Here is a 19,115-nt window from a genome sequence, read left to right as displayed (position 1 = left end):
TGGGGGTAATTAGCTTTTGATCCGCCCGGTCGGGAGTATCAGCGGCCATTCGCCGTCAGCCTCGATGCAAGCCGATATGCCGTATACTTCGGCAAGGCTCTGTTCGGTAAGGACCTCCATCGGCTTGCCCTCGGCAATCAGTCGACCGTTGTCCATCAGCAACAAGCGGTCGCAATAGCGTGCCGCCATGCCAAGGTCGTGCAACACCGTGACCACCAGCGACCCGGCCCGCGCTTCGGCCTTGAGCAGGTCCATGACGTCCAGCTGATGCCCCGGATCAAGCGCGGCGAGCGGTTCGTCGGCGATGAGAGCAGGCGCGCCCACAGCCAGCGCGCGGGCGAGGAGGACGCGGGCGCGTTCGCCGCCTGATAGCTCGGTTGCGATTCGGCCTTTCAAATGCAGCACATCGGCGCGGGCGAGCGCGGCATCGACCATCGCTCCGTCTTCGGGCGAGAGGCGGGACAACGGACCCAGATGCGGCATGCGGCCGAGCGCCACCAGCCGTTCGACGAGCAACGGCCAGTGCAACGTCTGGCCTTGCGGCAGATAGGCAACCCGGCGCGCAATATCCTTGCGGCTGAGGCTGGCGATGGGAAGGCCGTCGATCGACACACCGCCGCTTTCCATACGGACGAGGCCCAGCAACGCGCGGATCAGCGTGGATTTGCCAGCGCCATTGGGGCCGATGATGCCGACCAGTTGTCCCGGCTCCAGCACCGTGGTGACGCCGGTCACGGCGGCATGGCGGCCAAGGCGAACGGACAGGTTTTCGGCGCGGATGGTCACCATAGCCGCCGCTCCCGCATCAAGTGGACGAGGAAAACGGGGACGCCGAGCAATGCAGTCAGGACGCCGAGCTTCAATTCGCTGCTGGTGGGGATCAGGCGCACGCCAATATCGGCCAGCGTCAACAACGCCGCGCCGCCGAGCAGCGAAGGAAGCAGGATGGCCGAAGGGGAGCGATCCGTGAGGGGACGGACCAAGTGGGGGACGATGAGGCCAACGAAACCGATCGCACCCGACACGGCGACCGCGCCGCCGACACCGATGGCGACGCCCAGCATCATGCGCAGCCGCGCCTTGCCAAGATCAACGCCCAGTGCCTGCGCGCCCTCCTCCCCCAAGGTCAGCGCATCGAGGCTACGCCCATCGGCAATCAGTAGTGCAGCGCCGATGAGGACACAGGGCAGCGCGATCCAGACATGGGCGTAGCTGCGATTTTCGAGGCTGCCCATCAGCCAGCTCATGATCTCCATCGCCGCGAAGGGATTGGGCGAGAGGTTGAGCGACAGGCTGATCCCTGCCCCCGTCAGCGTCGCGACGGCGATGCCCGCGAGGATCAGGGTCAGCGGACTTTCGGAAGGCCCCGCCAGCAGGAACAGGGCCGAGATCGCGATAAGGCTGGTGGTGATGGCAAGGACCGGCAGGACGACCGGATGAAGCTGCGCAAGGCCGAAATATAGCGCGCACACGGCGCCGAGCGCAGCCGCGTTGGAAGCGCCAAGAACCGACGGTTCGGCGAGCGGATTACGGAGGTAACCCTGAAGCGCGGCTCCCGCGAGACCAAGCATCGCGCCGACGATCAGGCCGAGCAGCATCCGCGGCAGGCGCAGGTCGATGAGGATGGCGCGCGCGACCTCGTCACCGCCGCCGGTGAGGACAGCAAGGATGCGGGCGGGAGACAGTGCGACCGCGCCCAGCGTTAGCGAGCCAAGCGCTGCCAAAAGGGTGAGCGCGATCAGGATGGGGAGCAGCAGCGGATGGCGGCGGGCGCTCATGGCTTGCCTCTCCAGCCCTTAAACGCCAAGGCTGTCGTGCTCCTGCGCAGGCAGGAGCCCAGTTGAGACGGCGGAACTAGGCTCCTGCCTGCGCAGGAGCACAATGTTTTTAAGAGGCGAAGTGGATGCGCGCAGGAAAGATGATCGCGGCGCTTGTTGCGCTTGGCCTGACCGGCGCTGCGCCCGCGCCGCCTAAGCGTATCGTGTCGCTCAACACCTGTTCCGACCAATATGTGCTGGCGCTCGCCGATCCGGGGCAGATCGCGGCCTTGAGCCCCTATGGTCACGACCCCGAACTGTCGGCGGCGATCGCCAAGGCGCAGCGCTTCCCGGTGCTGAAACGTCCGGCCGAAGAGGTGCTGGCGCTGCGGCCTGATTTGGTGATCGGCTTTCCCGATGGCGCGGGCGGCGTGGTCGGCGCGCCGGATGGCCGATGGCGCAAGCTGGGGCTGGCAAGCGCGGACAGTTTTGCCGCCATCCGCGACCAGATCCGGCAAGTGGCGGCTGTAGTGGGCCACCCCGCGCGGGGCGAAGCGATGATCGCGGGCATGGAGCGCGACCTTGCCGCCCGGCCCCGGTCCCGGCGCGGCGGCGTCGCCGCCTATTATCAACGGCGCGGCTATATGACCGGCACCGGCACGCTGGTCGATGAGTTGATCCGGCGCGCGGGCCTCACCAATCTGGCGGCGAAGCTTGGCAAGCCAGCGCTGGCGCAGGTGCCGCTGGAGGAGATGATCGCGGCCAAACCCGACTATCTGATCGTGGAAGAGGGCAGCGAGAGGGTCGTCGATCAGGGGACGGAAATGCTGCATCACCCCGTGCTGCGATCCATCCCGCGCATCCGCGTGCCGCAGGCCTGGACCGTGTGCGGCGGCCCCGCCTATGTGCAGGCCGCACGCAGCATCGTGGCGCAGGCGGACGCCGCAAGCAAAGGCAGGGCGCGACCAAAGGCCACGCCCCGCTGATAAGGGGCAGTCGCCCACCCCCTTCACCTTCTACCGTCAGAAGCGGACACGCACGCCGCCATAGGCCGACCGGCCGTAGGTGCTGTAGCCATAGACGGTCGCATATTCTTCATCCGTAACATTGTCGATGCGGCCGTAAATCTCCAGATGCTCGTTGATCGGCAGTGAAGCGCGCAGATCCAGCCGCGCATAGCCATCGATCCGCTGGGTGTTGGCGGCATCGTTGAAGCTATCGCCGACCATGGTCACCGTTGCGCCGGTCGATAGGCCGAAGGACCAATCATAGTCGGCCGAGACGCTGACCGCATCCTTGGCGCGGCGGGGGAGGCGCTTGCCTTCATTAATGCCACCCTCGGAACGGTCGATGGCATCGATATAGCTGTAAGCGGCGGTGACGGTAAGCGCATCGACGGGCTTCAGCGTGACGGCTGCTTCCAAGCCCTTCGCCCGGGTGCTGGTAAGGTTGATGTAGCGACCGAAAGGCAGCGCAAAGCCGTCGAAATAGATCTGGTCACGGGTATCACGGCGGAACGCGGTGACGGAGATCATCGCGCGACCGCCGTCGAGGCTCTGGTCGAAGCCGACGTCATAACTTTTCGACCGTTCGGGCTTCAGGTCGAGATTGCCATAGGTGCCGTCGTAGATCTGATAGAGCGAGGGCGCACGGAAGCCTTCGCCATAGCTGGCGCGGATGTTGGTGCGGCCTTCATTGGGCGTGTAGTTGGCGTTGGCACCCAGCGTGGTCGCGCCGCCGAACTGGCTGTGATCGTCGTGGCGTACGCCGCCGGTCAGGGAGATGCCGGTGAACGGCTTTACGACCGCCAGCGCATAGACGCTATCGATGTTGACCTTGGCCGTGCTGACGACCTTGTCGCCTGTGAAGAAATCATAATAAAAAGAATCATAGTCCGGGCGTTCATGCTCATAGCCGAAGACCAGCTTGGCCTGATCCATGGGCTGATAGACGCCTTCATATTCGAAGCGCAGATTTTTGCCCGAATAGCCGTAATCCGGGGCGGAACTGGGCGCGAAGAAATAGTCGCGGTCGTTGCGGAACCAAGTTACCGCCGCACGCTGCGTCAGCTTGCCGTCGAATGACGCGAGGTTGAGCCCCGCATAGCCGATATATTGGTCAAGCTTGCTACTGTCCGTCGTGTCGGCCGGCGCGCCGAAGAAGATGTCGGTGTCGAGGTTCGCATGGATATAATAGCCGCGCAGGTCGAGGCTGAGATTGTCGGTGAAGGCGAGTTTCAGCTTCGCGTGGGTCGCGATATTTTCATAGCCGTCCTTCTCCGTGCCGCCCTGGGCAGCGGAGATGCCATCAGTGCGAAAATAGGCGACGCCCGCGCTGCCAGAGGCGATGCCTGTGCTGCCCGATATGTCAGCCTTCGCATTCAACGTGTCGGCATAGCCATAATCAACAGAGGCGCTGCCGCCAAAGCCTTCGCCGGGCTCCGCTGACATGATGTTGACCACGCCGCCGATCGCCTGGCTGCCATAGACGACAGAGTTGGAGCCGCGCAGGATTTCGATGCGGCGGATGTTGCCGGTCAGCAGATTGCCGAAGTCATAGGCATCGCCGATGACGCTCGGGTCATTGATCTTGACGCCGTCGAGCAGCACCAGCGTCTGCGTCGTTTCCGCGCCCCGGATCGAAATGCCGGTGACACCGCCAACGGCATCGGCGCGGTTGAGGCGAATGCCGGGGGTCGTGATCAGCAGGTCCGCGACGCTGACATTCTGGCGCGTTTCGATCGTCTTTTCGTCGATCACGGTCACCGCCTGACCGACCTCGTCGGTGGGCTGTTCGATGCCGAGGGCGGTGACGACGATCTCGTCCGCGTCTGCGGCGAGCGCGGGGGTGGCGGCGAGGAGCGCCAGCAGTGAAATTCCGGTCCTGATCATGTTCTGTCTTCCCTGAGCGCCATGCGACATGAGCCCAGGGCCTGCCGCTTGCGCGGCCGCTGCGCGGGAAGAAGAGACGCCAGCCCCGTCACGCGCACCGATGCGGCCCTGCGCCGCTTCGTCGCTCAGACGGAAAACCGTGCCCGGACCGATCCCTGGACCCAAGGCAAGAGCGACCATGCGCCGGCAGGTTTCCTGGCTCGCGGGTCGTCGCGGTGATGCACGCCTTCCCGGACTTTTGGTCCAGTGGCTGGTCCCCCTCGCCTTCCCCTTTGAAGGCTTGCAGGTTTCCCTGTGCATCGCGCTCGCCGCTTACAGTTGCAGGGACAGCCGCGGAGTTGGACGGTGATCCCGTCCGCACCGCATTCCCTTTCCGGCGCGATCTTCATGTCAGCGGTTGCCCGCTCACGCGGCGCGCCATAGGGGAAAGTGAGGCTATTGCCAAGGAGTGGATCGATGCGATTGCTGGGCGCGGTGCTGGCGGGTGGGCGATCCAGCCGGTTCGGGAGCGACAAGGCTTTGGCGCTGATGCCGGACGGGCGCACGCTGATGGCGCATGCGGTGGCGGCAATCGCGCCGCACGTGGAGGCCGTGGTGGTCTGTGGGCGGAGCGTCGATGGGCTGACGGGGCTGGCGGATCGGCCAGCGGCGGATATGGGGCCGCTGGGTGGGCTGAACGCGGCGCTGCATCATGCGCGCGGTCAGGGTTACGATGCGGTGCTGACGACGGGGTGCGACATGCCCGTCTATCCGGCGGCGCTGGTGGAGGCGCTGGTGGGTGACAGTGCGGCGGTGCTGAAGGGTCAGCAACTTGCGGGCTTCTGGCCTGCGTCGCTCGCGGACGAACTGGACGCGCATCTGGCGGAGGAGAATAATCGGTCGATCTATGGCTGGCTGGATCGGATCGGCGCGCGAGTGGTGGAGCGGCCGGAACTGGTGCTGCCCAATATCAACCGGCCGGAGGATCTGGCGCACTGGCGCGAGCCAAGCTGAGCTTGCCGAAGCCCCCTCCCTTCCTTCCAACTAAGTTCCGGGGCGTTCGACAAGCTCAGGGCAAAAGTTGCAAAGAGCCGGTCTTCAAAGCTGAAGAGCGACGCTGGCTGCAACCCCTACTGGCATGGATGTGCCCGCCACCGCTTCGCCGATCAGAAGAAGGGTCGGGTCTTCATCGCTGATGGTGGCGACAAGGAAGGCAAGCGCGGACAGCTTCCCCCGGATCAGGCGTTCGGTGGGGAGCGAGACATTGACCGCCACCATCACCGGCGTTTCGGGATCGCGTCCGGCGGCGATCAGCTGGCGGCTGATCTCTCCAGCGGCGGCGCGGCCCATATAGATGCCGAGCGTGCCGCCGGGACGGGCGAGCGCTTCCCAGTCAAGCTTGAGCGGTTCACCGGCTTTCAGATGCGCGGTCACCAGCGTCAGGCCCCGCGCCTTGCCGCGCAGGGTGAGCGAGGCGCTGCCGCTTGCCGCCGCCGCGCTGGCGGTGGTGATGCCGGGGCAGATGCGGAAGCGGATGCCGTCTGCGGCGAGATGCTCCATCTCTTCGGACGAGCGGCCAAAGACCGAGGGGTCGCCGCCCTTCAGGCGCACGACGCGCTTGCCCGCCTTGGCGGCGGCGAGGAGGAGGTCGTTGATGCTTTCCTGCGCCTTGCTGTGGCGGCCGGAGCGTTTGCCGACGCTGACCCGCTCGACGCCCTCGGGGATGAGGTCGAGGACGCCGGGGCCGACGAGGGCGTCGTAGAAGACGATCTCGGCAGCGGCGATCAGCTTTTCGGCCTTGCGGGTGAGGAGGTCCGGGTCGCCCGGCCCTGCGCCGACCAGCCAGACTTCACCGGGGGCGATCATCTCATTCGGCTGCATGAAGCGTCTCCTGCGGAAGTTGGGCGAGGATGTTGGCGAGTGCGGGACGGCAGGACCCACAATTGGTGCCCGCGCCGATCGCCTTGCCGATGGCGGGCACGTCGACCAGGCTCTGATCGCGGATGGCGGCGACGATCTGGTTGAGGCCGATGTCGAAGCAGACGCAGATGGTCGGCCCCTTGTCGGGCTGGTTGCCGGGACCGCGCGCGGCGAGGACGGAGGCGCCCACCTCTTCGGCTTCGAGCTGGCCGATGAGCCAGTCGCGCGAAGGGAGCAGGCCGGTGCGGGTGACGAAGAGGACGGCCGCCAGCTTGCCTTCGCGGATGATGGCGATGCGGCGGGTGCCGCGCGTCATGTCGACGGCTTCGACACGATCGCCCTTGGGCAGGCAGGCTTCAAGGCGCGTGGGATCGCCATTGCCCGCGACTTCGTAGAGCGCGCCGCCCGGAACGGTAACCTTCGTCGCCCAGAGGCAGGGGATTTTGGCGGGCTGCTCGCCGCGCAGGATGAGGAAGCCCTTCCACTCGGTGGCGACCTTCTCGATGCTGGCGGGCGTCGATTTGAAACCGGGCTGGCCCGAATGGGGATCGACCAGCGGGCGGGGCAGCAGGCCGGTGCGGCCGCCGGTCGAGACCTGATCGGTCCAGTGGATCGGCGTGAAGATTTCGCCCACACGCTGGCCTTCGCTGAAAGCCACGCGGAAGATGCTGTTGCCCTGCGCGGTCTGAACCCGGGCGAGGTCGCCGTCGCAAATGCCCAGTTCCTCGGCATCCTTGGGGTGGATATCGACCAGCGGCTCTTCGCGATGGCGGGCGAGCTTGGGCGACAGGCCGGTGCGCGTCATGGTGTGCCACTGGTCGCGATAGCGGCCGGTGTTGAGCGTCATCGGCCACTGCTTGAGCGGCTCCTGCACCTCCATCTGCTTGGTCAGCACCAGCCGCGCCTTGCCGTCCGGCGTTGAGAAACGGCCGTCGGCGAAGGGCTTCTCACCACCCCAACGGAAGGGCTCCATCGCTTCATAGGCGTCGTTGCCGATCGTCGCCTGGGCGCGGAGGTTGAGCAGGCGCTGACCATCATTCTGATAGGCGGTCAGGCGCGCATGTTCACGCCAGATGTCGGCAGGCCGATCATAGGCAAAGGCATTACGCCAGCCCATGCGGCGGCCAACTTCCTTGACGATCCACCAGTCCGGCTTCGCCTCGCCGGGCAGCGCCAGGAAGGGGCGCTGGCGGCTGATGGTGCGGTCGCTATTGGTGACGGTGCCATCCTTTTCGCCCCAACCGGCAGCGGGCAGGCGCACATCGGCATGGACGCTGGTGTCGGTGTCGGCGATGATGTCCGACACGACGAGGAAGGGGACGGACTCCAATGCCTCTCGCACGCGTCCCGCGTCGGGCAGCGAGACGGCGGGGTTGGTCGCCATGACCCAGAGCGCCTTGACCCGGCCTTCGTTGATCGCGCGGAACAGATCGACGGCTTTCAGGCCCGGCTTGGTGGCCATGTTCGGCGCGGCCCAGAAGCGGCCGACGCGCTCCACATTTTCTGGCGCAAAATCCATGTGGCTGGCGAGCGTCGAGGCGAGGCCGCCGACTTCGCGACCACCCATGGCATTGGGCTGGCCGGTGATCGAGAAAGGCGCGGCGCCCGGCTTGCCGATGCGGCCGGTGGCCAGGTGGACATTGACGATGGCGTTGACCTGATCGGTGCCACGGATCGACTGATTGATGCCCTGGCTGAACAGCGTAACGGTACGCGGCGTGGCGGCGAACATCTTGAAGAACTGTTCCAGCAGCGCGGGGGCGATGTCGCAGGTCTTCGCCGTGGTCCACAGGTCGTGGCCGGTGCGGATATGCTCCCAGAAGCCTTCAGGCGCGTTGACGTGATCGCCCAGGAAGGCGGGATCGGTGATCCCCTCTGCGTCGCACCACGCGAGCAGGCCGTTCATCAACGCAACGTCCGTCCCCGGCTTCACCGGCAGATGGAGGTCCGCACCCTCGCAAGTCTCTGTGCGCCGGGGATCGATCACGACCAGCTTGGTGCCGCGTTCGGCGCGCGCGGCCTGAATGCGCTGATAGACGATCGGATGGCACCAGGCGGTGTTCGAACCGACCAGCACGATCAGGTCCGCTTCCTCCAGATCGCCGTAGGTGGCCGGCACGACATCCTCACCGAACGCACGGTTGTGCCCCGCCACCGCGCTCGACATGCAGAGGCGGCTGTTGGTGTCGATGTTGGATGTGCCGATGAAGCCCTTCATCAGCTTGTTGGCGACATAATAATCTTCGGTCAGCAGCTGGCCCGAAACATAGAAGGCGACGCTGTCGGGACCATAGCGGTCGATGGTTTCGCGGAATTTCTTCGCAACGAGGTCCAGCGACTTGTCCCAGCTGGCGCGCTTGTTGCCGATCATCGGGTGCAGCAGGCGGCCTTGCAGCCCCACCGTCTCGCCCAGATGCGTGCCCTTGGAGCAGAGGCGCCCGCCATTGGCCGGGTGCGCCTCATCGCCCTTGATTATGACCGACCGGGGTCCGGTCGGCGTGGCCGAGATGCCGCAACCGACGCCGCAATAGGCGCAGGTGGTGCGGATGGCCTCTGTCATGTTCTTACCTCTTCGTCCCGAGGAACAGGAATTGGGTGGAGGCGCTTGCCGCAAGGGATGGCCAACAAGACACCCCCACCCGGGTCCCCGCCGTTTTGGCTAGGGACCGGAAGCTTGATGCTCGTCAGGCTGCTGCCTTCATCGCCGCCGGGCGAGCGATCAGGATGCGACCGCCCTCCTCTTTCACGGCGATGGTCGGCGTGCAGCCTTCATCATTGCCCTGCGCCTCGCCCGTTTTCAGGGCGATGTTCCAGTTGTGGAGCGGGCAGGCGACGCTGTGGCCGTGGACGATGCCCTGGCTCAGCGGACCCTGCTTGTGCGGGCATTCATTGACCAGCGCGAAGACCTTGTCGTCGCTGGTGCGGAAGACGGCGATTTCCTTTTCGCCTGCAATCTGCACTGTGCGAGCGCCGCGCTGGGGAATGTCGGCCAGCGTTCCGATGTCGATCCATGTCGTCATGTGTCTCACTCCGCAGCGATGGCGATGGGGTCGAGGTGCTGGTGCAGTTCTGCATTGGCACCCGCTGCGCGTTCGGCCCAGGGATCGTCCTGGCTGAAGCTTTGGCTGTAGAGGAAGCGGGCGCGCAGGGCTTCGCGGCCTGCGTCATCTTCCACGATCCGCTGCTTCACATATTCGACGCCGACACGCTCGATCCAGGGCGCGGTGCGCTCCAGATAGCGCGCCTCCTCGCGATAGAGCTGGGTGAAGGCGGCGCAATAATCGAGCGCCTCCTGCTCGGTCGCGACCTTGCAGAGGAAGTCGGTCGCGCGGACATGGATGCCGCCATTGCCGCCGACATGCAGCTCGTACCCTGAGTCCACGCAGACCACGCCAAAGTCCTTGATCGTCGCCTCCGCGCAGTTGCGGGGGCAGCCGGATACAGCGATCTTGAACTTGTGGGGCATCCACGATCCCCAGGTCATCCGTTCCATCTTGACGCCAAGGCCGGTCGAATCCTGCGTGCCGAAGCGGCACCATTCGGACCCGACACAGGTCTTCACCGTGCGCAGCGACTTGCCGTAAGCGTGACCCGACACCATGCCCGCAGCATTGAGGTCGGCCCATACGGCGGGCAGGTCTTCCTTCTTGATGCCGAAAATGTCGAGCCGCTGGCCGCCGGTGACCTTCACCATCGGCGCATCATATTTCTCGACCACATCGGCGATCGCGCGCAGTTCCTTGGGGTTGGTCAGGCCACCCCACATGCGCGGGACGACGGAGTAGGTGCCATCCTTCTGGATGTTGGCGTGCATGCGCTCGTTGACGAAGCGGCTCTGCTGGTCGTCGACATATTCGCCGGGCAGCGCGCAGAGCAGATAGTAATTGAGCGCGGGGCGGCAGGAGGAGCAGCCATCCGGGGTCGACCAGTGCAGCTTCTGCATCACCTCGGGGATCGAGCGCAGATTCTGCGCCACGATCTCGCGGCGGACATCGTCATGGCCGAAGCTGGTGCATTTGCACATCGTCTTGGGACCTGACTGGACGTCATCGCCCAGCACCACCGCCAGCAAATTCTCGACGAGGCCCGTGCAGCTGCCGCAGCTCGCCGAAGCCTTGCAGGTGCCGCGCACCGCATCGAGGCTGCATGCGCCCTTTTCGATGCAGGCAACGACCTGGCCCTTGCTGACGCCGTTGCAGCCGCAAATCTCGGCATCGTCCGAGAGCGCCGCAACGGCCGCCTTAGGGTCCAGCGCGCCTCCTCCAGAGGCGAAGGCCTGACCGAAGATCAGCAGGTCGCGGATTTCGCCGACATCTTCCTCGCGCTTCAGCAGGTCGAAATACCAGCCGCCATCGACGGTATCGCCGTAGAGGACCGCGCCGATGATCTTGTCGTCCTTGACGATGACGCGCTTGTACACGCCGCGCGAGGCGTCACGCAGGACGATATCCTCGCAGCCCTCACCGCCGGAAAAGTCACCGGCGGAGAAGACGTCCAGCCCGGCAACCTTGAGCTTGGTCGAGGTGACCGAACCCTTGTAGCCCGTATGCTGGTCGGTCAGGCCATCGGCGAGGCTGCGGCACATGTCCCAGAGCGGCGCGACGAGGCCGTAGACATTGCCGTCATGCTCGACGCACTCACCCACGGCGAGCACGTCCGGGTCGCTGGTGACCATATGGTCGTCGACCTTGATGCCGCGATTGACTTCGAGGCCAGCTTCGCGGGCGAGAGCGGTCGAAGGACGGATGCCTACCGCCATGACAACTAGGCTCGCCGGGATTTCCGTGCCGTCCTTCAGGCGGACGCCCTCGACCTTGCCGTCGCCGTAGATGCTTTCGGTGTTGGCTCCGGTCAGGATGGTCTGGCCACGGCCTTCGAGCGCACTCTTGAGCAACCAGCCCGCCGCTTCGTCAAGCTGACGCTCCATCAGCGTGTCCATCAGGTGGATCACGGTGACCTTCATGCCGCGCAGGGTCAGGCCGTGTGCGGCTTCCAGACCCAGCAACCCGCCGCCGATCACCACCGCAGAACCGCCCTTCCCGGCGGCTTCCAGCATGGTGTCGACATCCTTCATGTCGCGGAAGCTGATGACGCCCGGCAGATCCTTGCCCGGAACCGGGATGATGAACGGGTCGGAACCCGTCGCGATCAGCAGCTTGTCATAGCCAACAGTGCGACCCGACTGGCTCGTGACGGTTTTTGCAGTGCGGTCTATGCCCGTCACCGGATCACCCGCAATCAGCTCGATGCCGTTCTCGTCATACCATTCGCGGCTGTTGATGACGATGTCGTCAAAGCTCTTCTCGCCCGCCAGAACCGGCGAGAGCATGATGCGGTTGTAGTTCACATAGGGCTCAGCGCCGAAGATGGTGACGCGATAGCGCCCCGCATCCCGTGCCAACAGTTCCTCGACCGCGCGGCAACCGGCCATGCCGTTGCCCACAACAACCAGATGTTCGCGAACATCGTCGGAGGGCACGAAGATATCCTCTTCGTTGGCCGTCTCCGGTCCGGTGTTGTTCTGAAAATCCATCCCTTGACTCCAGACAATAAAAAAAGCCGCCATCCGGACCCCTGGGCTTTGAACCCAGGAGTCTGGATGGCGGCTTTGCCATCATTAGCGCTTTGACGATCCAACCGTGGATCACCGCAGCTATGTCAGTAGAGGACAACCTTGTCCTTCGCAGTGCAGCATAAATGAAACCTAGCTGGGGTCAAGCGATTCGGCAGAAAAGTTCGAGATTGCGCTCAGCTTCCACCTTTTCACCGTTCGCCCTGAGCTTGTCGCGGGGCTTCACTTCTGAGGAAGAAAAGGGCTGCGACAAGCTCAGCCCGAACGGAGGTAGAGCGGTTCTCATTGCCCAAAAACAAGGGCGGCGGCTCCTCTTTCGAGTGCCGCCGCCTCTCCTCTCCGGTAAACGTTGATCAGATGCGCGCGCCGGTGCTCCAGGTCGCGCGCCACTTGGCACGCACCAGCGAGATGCCGAGGAAAGCGACCACGGCAAGGCCAGCGAAGATCAGGAAGCCGGGCGCGAAGCTGCCGGTGAACTGCTTGGCGATACCCAGCGAGGATGCGAGGTAAAAGCCGCCAATGCCGCCAGCCATGCCGACCAGCCCGGTCATGACGCCGATTTCTTCCTGGAAACGCTGCGGCACCAGCTGGAACACCGAGCCATTGCCTACGCCCAGCGCCAGCATCGCGGCGACGAAGAGGCCCAGGGCAGCGACCAGCGTCGATGCATAGGAAACGCCCGCCAGCGCTAATGCAGCAGCGATATAGACGATCATCAGCGCCTTCACGCCACCGATCTTGTCAGCCAGCGCGCCGCCCATGGGACGAACCAGCGAACCAGCGAACACGCAGCCCGCGGTGCAATAGCCCGCAATGATCGGGGTAAGGCCGAACTGGTCGGTGAAGTAGATCGGCAGCGAGGCGGCCAGACCGACGAAACCGCCGAAGGTCACCGAATAGAAGCCCATCAGCCACCACGCGTCGGCGGTCTTCAGCGGGCGGAAATAATCCACCAGCTTCTTGGGCGCGGGCGCGTTGGGGGCGTTCTTCGCCATGAACATGTACAGAATGAAGACGATGGTCAGCGGAATGCAGGCAAGACCAAGCACCGCGTTCCAGCCGAACAGCTTGCCAAGGATCGGCGCGAACAGGGACGCCAGAACCGTGCCCGAATTGCCCATGCCGGCAAGACCCATCGCCTTGCCCTGATGCTCAGGCGGATACCAGCGGCTGGCCAAGGGCAGCGCAATGGCGAAGCTCGCCCCGGCAAAGCCCAGGATCACGCCCAGCGCCAGCGTTCCGCCGAAGCTGTTCACGCCCATGAACCAGGCGGTGAAGAGGCCAACGATCACGATAACCTGACTGATCGCGCCCGCCTGCTTGCAACCGATGCGATCCACCAGCAGCCCATTGACGACGCGCAACAGCGCCCCCGCCAGCGTGGGGACAGCGACCATCAGCCCCTTTTCAGCGGGGGTGAGGCCCAGCGTCATGGAAATGGAGGGCGCGAGCGGCCCGAGCAGCACCCACACCATGAAGGCGAGGTCGAAATAGAGGAAAGCGGCAATCAGGGTCGGCGTGTGGCCAGCTTTCCAGAAGCTGGTCGGGCCGGTTTCCCCCTCGGCGCCTTTCTCGCGATCCCAATAAGCAGTTGCCATGACGAGGTCCTTCAATCTTTGTGAAATGGACACAAAAAAAGCCGCTCTCCGGACGCCCGTTTGCGACGGGACCCGGCCAGCGGCTTTGCTGCAAATAGTGTTTGGGGAGAGCGCGACCCCATCCTTGGGCGTGCTCATCCATAAACGCGCTTCGTCGCGCGACCTTTGCCTTATCTAATGATTCGCTTCATGTTGCAAGGCACAATTTTTTCTAATCCTCCCTGCGCCGAAGGCGTGGGGAGGGGGACCAGCCGCAGGTTGGTGGAGGGGACAATGCGCAACGTTGCGAACTTCCCCTCCACCACTCGCTGTGCGAGCGGTCCCCCTCCCCATCTGCCGATGGGGAGGATTTAGAAACTCTTCAGGAAATCCTCGATATGTTCGGGGTCGAATGTGCGGCCGTCGAAGAAGCGGTCGGGGCCGAGCGTCAGTTCTCCCCGCTTCGAGCCCACCGCCAAAGGAGATGCGACGGCGCCTTCCACCTTCATGCTGGCGCCGGGAATCGGCACATTGCTTTCGGCCAGCGCGCGGCGGAAGATGTCGGGGCGGAATACTGATCCCGCCTTGGCCGCGTTTTCAGGCGTATGATCCACCATCTTCCAGCGGGCGAGTTGCGAATAGAGCCACAGCGCCTGACTGCGCCAGGGAAAGGGCGTCGCTTCGCGGGAAAAGAGCATGAAGTCGGGCATGTCGAGCGGTGGCATTCCCGGCCGTGCGACAATGCGGCCAGACAGTGCGCGCAGGATAAGATCGGCGGGCTGATCAACGAAATGCGGCTGCGACAGGAGGTGCGCCAGTGCCTCATGATTCGCCGGGTCGTCGCACCATGCGGCGGAACGGACCAGCGCGCGGATCAGCGCATCGACGGTTTGCGGATTTTCCTCCAGCCAGGGCGTGCGGAAGGCCAGCACCTTTTCCACGCCGCGCCGCCAGATGCGCTCGCCAATGGCGACAGCTTCGGCAAGGCCCGCTTCGACGGCAGCGCTGCCCCAGGGTTCACCAGCGATGAAACCGTCAATTTCGCCCCCGCGCAGGGCCTCCACCGTCAGCGAGGGCGGCACCACGCGCAACAGCACGTCGCGATCCGGATCGACGCCCGCGCTCGCCAGCCAGTAACGCAGCATGATGGCATGGCTGGAAAAGCGGTGGACGACGCCGATCACCGGCTTGCGTTTCCACAGACCAATGGCGGCAGCGAAGTCATGGGCGGTGCCCAGCGGATCGTCGAGCCGGGCAGCGACATCCGGGTCGAGCGCCTGCGCGAACTCGCGCGCCATCACCAGCATGTTGCCATTGACATTGAGCTTGTAGGGCGCGGCGAGCGGCGCGGGCTGCTGGCTCAAACCCAGCGTCACCGCAATGGCGAGCGGGGCCAGCATATGCGCGGCCTGCACCTGGCCGAAGATCAACCGGTCGCGCAGGGTTGCCCAGCTGACCGTGCGGACGAGATCGAGGGCGATCCCCTCCTCCTCCGCGAAACCCTTTTCCCGCGCAACCGCCAGCACGGCGGAATCGGTCAGCGGCAAATAGGCGATGCGCAGGCAAGTCGTCATAAGCCCCCTCCCAACAGGTCGCTGGCGGTGATCAGTGCCTGGGCGACATCCACGATCTTTTTCCCCTGATTCATCGCGCTCGACCGCAACAGCGCATAGGCGTCCGGTTCGTTGATGCCGCGCTGGCTCATCAGGATGGATTTGGCGCGGTCGATGATCTTGCGGTCGGAAAGCTGCGTCCGCGCCTCGTCCAGTTCGGTCTGGAGCCGGGCGAAGGCGTTGAAGCGGCGGACGGCGAGTTCCAGCACCGGCTTTACGCGTTCCTTGCGCAGGCCATCGACCACATAGGCCGAAACGCCCGCGTCGATCGCCGCGCCGATCATGGACTCGTCCGACTGATCGACGAACATCGCAATCGGCCGGGCGAGCGCGCGGCTGACCGACAGCATTTCTTCCAGCGTGTCGCGGCTGGGGCTGCCGAGGTCCATCAGCACGACGTCGGGCGCCATGCGTTCGAGCCGCGCGACGAAGCCGCCGCGCGGGGGGACGATGTGAATATCGTCATAGCCTGCCTCACGCAGTCCTTCTTCGAGAACCGTCGCGCGCAGGCCGCTGTCATCGATGATGACGATTCGCATTTGGACCCAGCCCTTTTGGCCCTTCAGTGGCCGCGATGCTGCGCCGCGTCAATCGGGGCAGAAGCCGCCGGTTGTCAGCGGAAGGCACCTGCTATATTAGCACAGGCCAGTTCCCGGAGGATCATAATCATGGACTTGCAACTGATCGCGCAGCCCCAACGCTCTGCTTTCAGGAAGTTTTTTGTCCATGCCCGCGATTACTCTCTCTCATATCAGCTGGTCCGCACCTGACGGGACATCCGTCCTTAGCGACCTCGATTTTCGTTTCACTTCCGAGCGGATCGGACTTGTCGGACGTAATGGTGTCGGCAAATCGACGCTGCTCGCGCTCATTTCGGGAAGGCTGAAGCCCAGCGGCGGCGGCGTTCAGCTGGACGGGACGGCGGCCGAACGGCGGCAGACGGTGCAGGTCGAGCCGGGCGAGACGATCGCCGACCTGTTCGGCGTGCGGGAGGCTATGGCGCTGCTCTCCAAGGCGGAGCGGGGCGACGCGGACATGGCCGAGCTGGAGGCGTGCGACTGGACGCTGCCTTCCCGCATGGAGGAGGCGCTGGCGGAGGTGGGGCTGAGCGTTGGACCCGATGCGCTCCTTAGCCAATTGTCAGGCGGCCAGCGGACGCGGGCGGCGCTGGCCGGAGCGATCTTTGCCCAGCCCGATTTCCTGCTTCTGGATGAGCCCACCAATAATCTGGACGCAGAGGGGCGCGCGGCGCTTATCGCTTTGCTCGCGCGATGGCGGGCGGGCGCGATCGTGGTCAGCCATGACCGGGCGCTGCTGGAGGAGATGGAGGCGATTGCCGAGCTGACGACGCTGGGCATCAGCCGTCATGGCGGGAATTTCTCGTCATGGCAGGCGCGCAAGGCGGTCGAACTCGCGGCGGCCGAGCAGGACTTGGCCCATGCCGAACGGCATCGGAAGGACATCGCCAAGCGGACGCAGGTCGCGGCAGAGCGAAAGCAGCGGCGCGACGCCGCCGGGGCGCGCAAAGGGGCCAAGGGCGACATGCCGCGCATATTGATCGGCTTGAGGAAGGACCGGGCCGAGGGCTCAGGTGGAGAGGCGGCGCGGCTGGCCGAGCGTCTGCGCCGGGAAGCCATACAGGCGGCCGAGACCGCGCGGCAACGGATCGAAGTGGTCGAGAGCCTGACCGTCGCCCTGCCCTCCACTGCCGTTCAAACGGGTCAGAGGATCGTGACGCTGGACCATGTTACCGCAGGACATGATGCCGACGCGCCGGTCCTGCGAGAATTGTCCCTGCGCGTCAACGGGCCGGAACGGATCGCGATCAGCGGGCCTAATGGCGCGGGCAAATCCACGCTGCTCCATGTGATCGCGGGTAGCCTGCCTCCCCTGGCGGGGAAGGTCGAGCGGCCGGTGGCCTGCGCGCTGCTGGACCAGAAGGTGGCGCTGCTCGATCCGGGAGCCAGCATCGCGGATAATTTCGCCCGCCTGCACCCAAATGCGACACATAACGAAGTGCGGGCGGCACTGGCGCGCTTCCGCTTTCGGGCGGATCTGGCGTTGCAACAAGCGGGTAGCCTTAGCGGCGGGCAGCTGCTCCGCGCCGGGCTGGCTTGCGTGCTGGGAGATGCCAGCTTGCCGCCGCTGCTGATGCTGGACGAGCCGACCAATCATCTCGACCTCGACAGCATCGCGGCGATCGAACAGGGCCTGCTGGGCTATGACGGCGCGCTGATCGTGGTGAGCCATGACGCGGCTTTCCTGCGCGCCATTGGCATCAGCCGGGAGATAGGCTTGCCTTAAGGCGTAACCCTTAGTGAGCCGCCGACATATCCACCTGCCCGGTCGGCTTGGGCGCGAACCAGACCAGCGCGCCCGCCAGGAGCAGCACCAGCGCGGCCACGAAGAAGACATGGTTCATCGACAGGATCGCTGCTTGCTGATCGACCAGATTGGCGATCATCTGCGGCGTCTGCTCAGCCGACAGCCCGGAACCCGCGAGCTGCGAACCCACGTTCGGATCCAGCGCGGACACCATCTCGTTGCGCGCGACACGCTGGCCATTGCCCCAGCCCGTCAGGACGATGGATGTAGAAATCGCCACCGCCAGCGTGCGCAGGAAGCTTTGCATGCCCGCCGCCGACGCCATCTCTTCCGGCCGCACCGATCCCAGCGTCAGGGTGGTCAGCGGGATCATGAAGAACGGCATGGCAAAACCCTGGACGATCTGCGGCATCGACAAAGTCCAGAAGTCGGCCGTGCTCGTCCATTCCGATCGCCACATGGTCGCCATGCCCATCCAGATCACCGACCCCGATATCAGCAGGCGCACATCAATCCTGCCGACCGAGCGACCGGCAAAGGGTGCGGCGACGATCGCGGTCATTGCCGTGAAGGCGGTGACGAACCCTGCGGAATAGGCAGGATAGCCCATGGACATCTGAAGCCATTGCGGGGTGATGACGATCCCGGCGAAATAGGCGCCGAAGCATAGCGACAATGTCAGTACGCCCGATGTGAAGCCGACATGGCGGAATACCCGCAAATCGACGATCGGATGCTCCTCCGTCAGTTCCCAAATGATGAAGACGAGGAAGCCGATCGCGGCCATCACGGCCAGCGCGACGATCATCGGATCGCCGAACCAGTCATGATCGCGGCCGGTGTCCAGCATGATCTGGAGGCAGCCGATCCAGAATATCAGCAGGGCAAGGCCGATAAAGTCGATGGGGAGCTTATGCCGTTCGGTTTCGGCGGGGCGCAGCAGCGCCATCGCTGCGAATACGCACCCCGCCGCGATCGGCACGTTGATGAAGAAGATCCAGTGCCAGCTCCAATTGTCGCTGATATAGCCGCCGACGATCGGCCCGACCGCCGGCCCGGCGAGCGTGGTCATGGCCCACAGCCCCATCACCTTTGCCCGCTGTTCGGGTGGGTAGATGCGCATCAGCAGCGTCTGCGACATAGGCATCAGCGGGCCGCCGCACAGCCCCTGCCCGATACGGCAGGCGACGATCATGCCGAGCGTCGTCGAAAGGCCGCAGAGCAGCGAGAATAGCCCGAAGCCGATCATGCCCCAGATGAACAGGCGCACCGTGCCGAACCGCTGGGCGAGCCAGCCGGTCAGCGGCACGCAGATCGCCTCCGCCACGGCATAGGATGTGATGATCCAGGTGCCCTGGTCAGGCGTGATGCCCAAATTTCCGGCGATGTGCGGCACCGACACGTTCGCGATCGTCAGGTCCAGCACGACCATGAAATTGCTAAGCGCCAGCACGAACCCGGCCAGCATTCGCCGCCGGGGG

14 protein-coding genes and 1 riboswitch are annotated in these 19,115 nt (G+C 64.8%); of the genes, 3 read left to right on the top strand and 11 right to left on the bottom strand.

The window, feature by feature from the left end; all coding sequences use genetic code 11:
- Positions 1-9: 9 nt before the first annotated feature.
- On the bottom strand, positions 10-789 hold the full coding sequence (locus ACZ5TB_RS00510; protein ID WP_464791617.1) for an ABC transporter ATP-binding protein: 780 nt from the start codon (positions 787-789) through the stop codon (positions 10-12).
- Entirely contained in the window at positions 783-1,778 is a 996-nt protein-coding gene (locus ACZ5TB_RS00505) for a FecCD family ABC transporter permease (RefSeq protein WP_464791616.1), read from the bottom strand. The genes ACZ5TB_RS00510 and ACZ5TB_RS00505 overlap by 7 nt, the downstream gene beginning before the upstream one ends.
- A gap of 125 nt (positions 1,779-1,903) precedes the next feature.
- Between ACZ5TB_RS00505 and ACZ5TB_RS00500 the strand changes: the two genes are divergently transcribed.
- Entirely contained in the window at positions 1,904-2,743 is an 840-nt protein-coding gene (locus tag ACZ5TB_RS00500; RefSeq protein WP_464791615.1) for an ABC transporter substrate-binding protein, read from the top strand.
- A 36-nt stretch (positions 2,744-2,779) separates the two neighbouring features.
- On the opposite strand, the gene ACZ5TB_RS00495 is transcribed toward ACZ5TB_RS00500, so the two are convergent.
- Positions 2,780-4,648 (bottom strand): TonB-dependent receptor plug domain-containing protein, encoded by a 1,869-nt coding sequence (locus ACZ5TB_RS00495; RefSeq protein WP_464791614.1) that lies wholly within the window; start codon positions 4,646-4,648, stop codon positions 2,780-2,782.
- Positions 4,649-4,816: 168 nt separating this feature from the next.
- A riboswitch (cobalamin riboswitch) is annotated at positions 4,817-5,077 on the bottom strand.
- Positions 5,078-5,104: 27 nt separating this feature from the next.
- On the opposite strand from ACZ5TB_RS00495, the gene mobA reads away from it, so the two are divergent.
- Positions 5,105-5,641, top strand: coding sequence for a molybdenum cofactor guanylyltransferase (gene mobA / locus ACZ5TB_RS00490; protein ID WP_464791613.1), 537 nt, complete (start codon positions 5,105-5,107; stop codon positions 5,639-5,641).
- A gap of 84 nt (positions 5,642-5,725) precedes the next feature.
- On the opposite strand, the gene cobA is transcribed toward mobA, so the two are convergent.
- The 7 genes from cobA to ACZ5TB_RS00455 form a co-directional block, all read right to left on the bottom strand.
- Positions 5,726-6,508, bottom strand: coding sequence for a uroporphyrinogen-III C-methyltransferase (gene cobA / locus ACZ5TB_RS00485; RefSeq protein WP_464791612.1), 783 nt, complete (start codon positions 6,506-6,508; stop codon positions 5,726-5,728).
- On the bottom strand, positions 6,495-9,107 hold the full coding sequence (locus tag ACZ5TB_RS00480) for a molybdopterin-dependent oxidoreductase (RefSeq protein ID WP_464791611.1): 2,613 nt from the start codon (positions 9,105-9,107) through the stop codon (positions 6,495-6,497). Before ACZ5TB_RS00480 ends, cobA begins: the two co-directional genes overlap by 14 nt.
- 124 nt (positions 9,108-9,231) lie before the next feature.
- Positions 9,232-9,567 (bottom strand): nitrite reductase small subunit NirD, encoded by a 336-nt coding sequence (gene nirD / locus ACZ5TB_RS00475; protein WP_464791610.1) that lies wholly within the window; start codon positions 9,565-9,567, stop codon positions 9,232-9,234.
- Positions 9,568-9,572: 5 nt separating this feature from the next.
- Complete coding sequence (gene nirB / locus ACZ5TB_RS00470; RefSeq protein ID WP_464791609.1) at positions 9,573-12,080, bottom strand: nitrite reductase large subunit NirB; 2,508 nt, start codon at positions 12,078-12,080, stop codon at positions 9,573-9,575.
- 392 nt (positions 12,081-12,472) lie between these two features.
- Entirely contained in the window at positions 12,473-13,717 is a 1,245-nt protein-coding gene (locus ACZ5TB_RS00465) for a nitrate/nitrite transporter (RefSeq protein ID WP_464791608.1), read from the bottom strand.
- 350 nt (positions 13,718-14,067) lie between these two features.
- Complete coding sequence (locus ACZ5TB_RS00460; protein ID WP_464791607.1) at positions 14,068-15,270, bottom strand: CmpA/NrtA family ABC transporter substrate-binding protein; 1,203 nt, start codon at positions 15,268-15,270, stop codon at positions 14,068-14,070.
- On the bottom strand, positions 15,267-15,848 hold the full coding sequence (locus ACZ5TB_RS00455) for an ANTAR domain-containing response regulator (RefSeq protein WP_449471103.1): 582 nt from the start codon (positions 15,846-15,848) through the stop codon (positions 15,267-15,269). Before ACZ5TB_RS00455 ends, ACZ5TB_RS00460 begins: the two co-directional genes overlap by 4 nt.
- A gap of 187 nt (positions 15,849-16,035) precedes the next feature.
- Here ACZ5TB_RS00455 and ACZ5TB_RS00450 point away from each other — a divergent pair, with 187 nt between their 5' ends.
- On the top strand, positions 16,036-17,613 hold the full coding sequence (locus ACZ5TB_RS00450) for an ABC-F family ATP-binding cassette domain-containing protein (protein ID WP_464791606.1): 1,578 nt from the start codon (positions 16,036-16,038) through the stop codon (positions 17,611-17,613).
- 10 nt (positions 17,614-17,623) lie between these two features.
- Here the strand turns inward: ACZ5TB_RS00450 and ACZ5TB_RS00445 are convergent, their stop codons facing one another.
- The gene (locus tag ACZ5TB_RS00445) at positions 17,624-19,102 is read right to left on the bottom strand and encodes a DHA2 family efflux MFS transporter permease subunit (RefSeq protein ID WP_464780060.1); all 1,479 of its coding nucleotides are present in this window, start codon (positions 19,100-19,102) and stop codon (positions 17,624-17,626) included.
- Positions 19,103-19,115: the final 13 nt, after the last annotated feature.

This window comes from Sphingobium sp. TomTYG74 (genome assembly GCF_055393875.1).
This window is presented reverse-complemented; position numbering and strand designations above follow the sequence as displayed.

Excerpts from the sequence above, each read along its gene's own strand:
- ACZ5TB_RS00505 (WP_464791616.1), bottom strand. The coding sequence starts at position 1,778 with ATGAGCGCCCGCCGCCATCCGCTGCTGCTCCCCATCCTGATCGCGCTC.
- ACZ5TB_RS00500 (WP_464791615.1), top strand. The coding sequence starts at position 1,904 with ATGCGCGCAGGAAAGATGATCGCGGCGCTTGTTGCGCTTGGCCTGACC.
- ACZ5TB_RS00510 (WP_464791617.1), bottom strand. The coding sequence starts at position 789 with ATGGTGACCATCCGCGCCGAAAACCTGTCCGTTCGCCTTGGCCGCCAT.
- ACZ5TB_RS00445 (WP_464780060.1), bottom strand. The coding sequence starts at position 19,102 with ATGCTGGCCGGGTTCGTGCTGGCGCTTAGCAATTTCATGGTCGTGCTG.
- ACZ5TB_RS00460 (WP_464791607.1), bottom strand. The coding sequence starts at position 15,270 with ATGACGACTTGCCTGCGCATCGCCTATTTGCCGCTGACCGATTCCGCC.
- ACZ5TB_RS00495 (WP_464791614.1), bottom strand. The coding sequence starts at position 4,648 with ATGATCAGGACCGGAATTTCACTGCTGGCGCTCCTCGCCGCCACCCCC.
- mobA (WP_464791613.1), top strand. The coding sequence starts at position 5,105 with ATGCGATTGCTGGGCGCGGTGCTGGCGGGTGGGCGATCCAGCCGGTTC.
- ACZ5TB_RS00465 (WP_464791608.1), bottom strand. The coding sequence starts at position 13,717 with ATGGCAACTGCTTATTGGGATCGCGAGAAAGGCGCCGAGGGGGAAACC.
- nirD (WP_464791610.1), bottom strand. The coding sequence starts at position 9,567 with ATGACGACATGGATCGACATCGGAACGCTGGCCGACATTCCCCAGCGC.
- ACZ5TB_RS00480 (WP_464791611.1), bottom strand. The coding sequence starts at position 9,107 with ATGACAGAGGCCATCCGCACCACCTGCGCCTATTGCGGCGTCGGTTGC.
- ACZ5TB_RS00450 (WP_464791606.1), top strand. The coding sequence starts at position 16,036 with ATGCCCGCGATTACTCTCTCTCATATCAGCTGGTCCGCACCTGACGGG.
- ACZ5TB_RS00455 (WP_449471103.1), bottom strand. The coding sequence starts at position 15,848 with ATGCGAATCGTCATCATCGATGACAGCGGCCTGCGCGCGACGGTTCTC.
- cobA (WP_464791612.1), bottom strand. The coding sequence starts at position 6,508 with ATGCAGCCGAATGAGATGATCGCCCCCGGTGAAGTCTGGCTGGTCGGC.
- nirB (WP_464791609.1), bottom strand. The coding sequence starts at position 12,080 with ATGGATTTTCAGAACAACACCGGACCGGAGACGGCCAACGAAGAGGAT.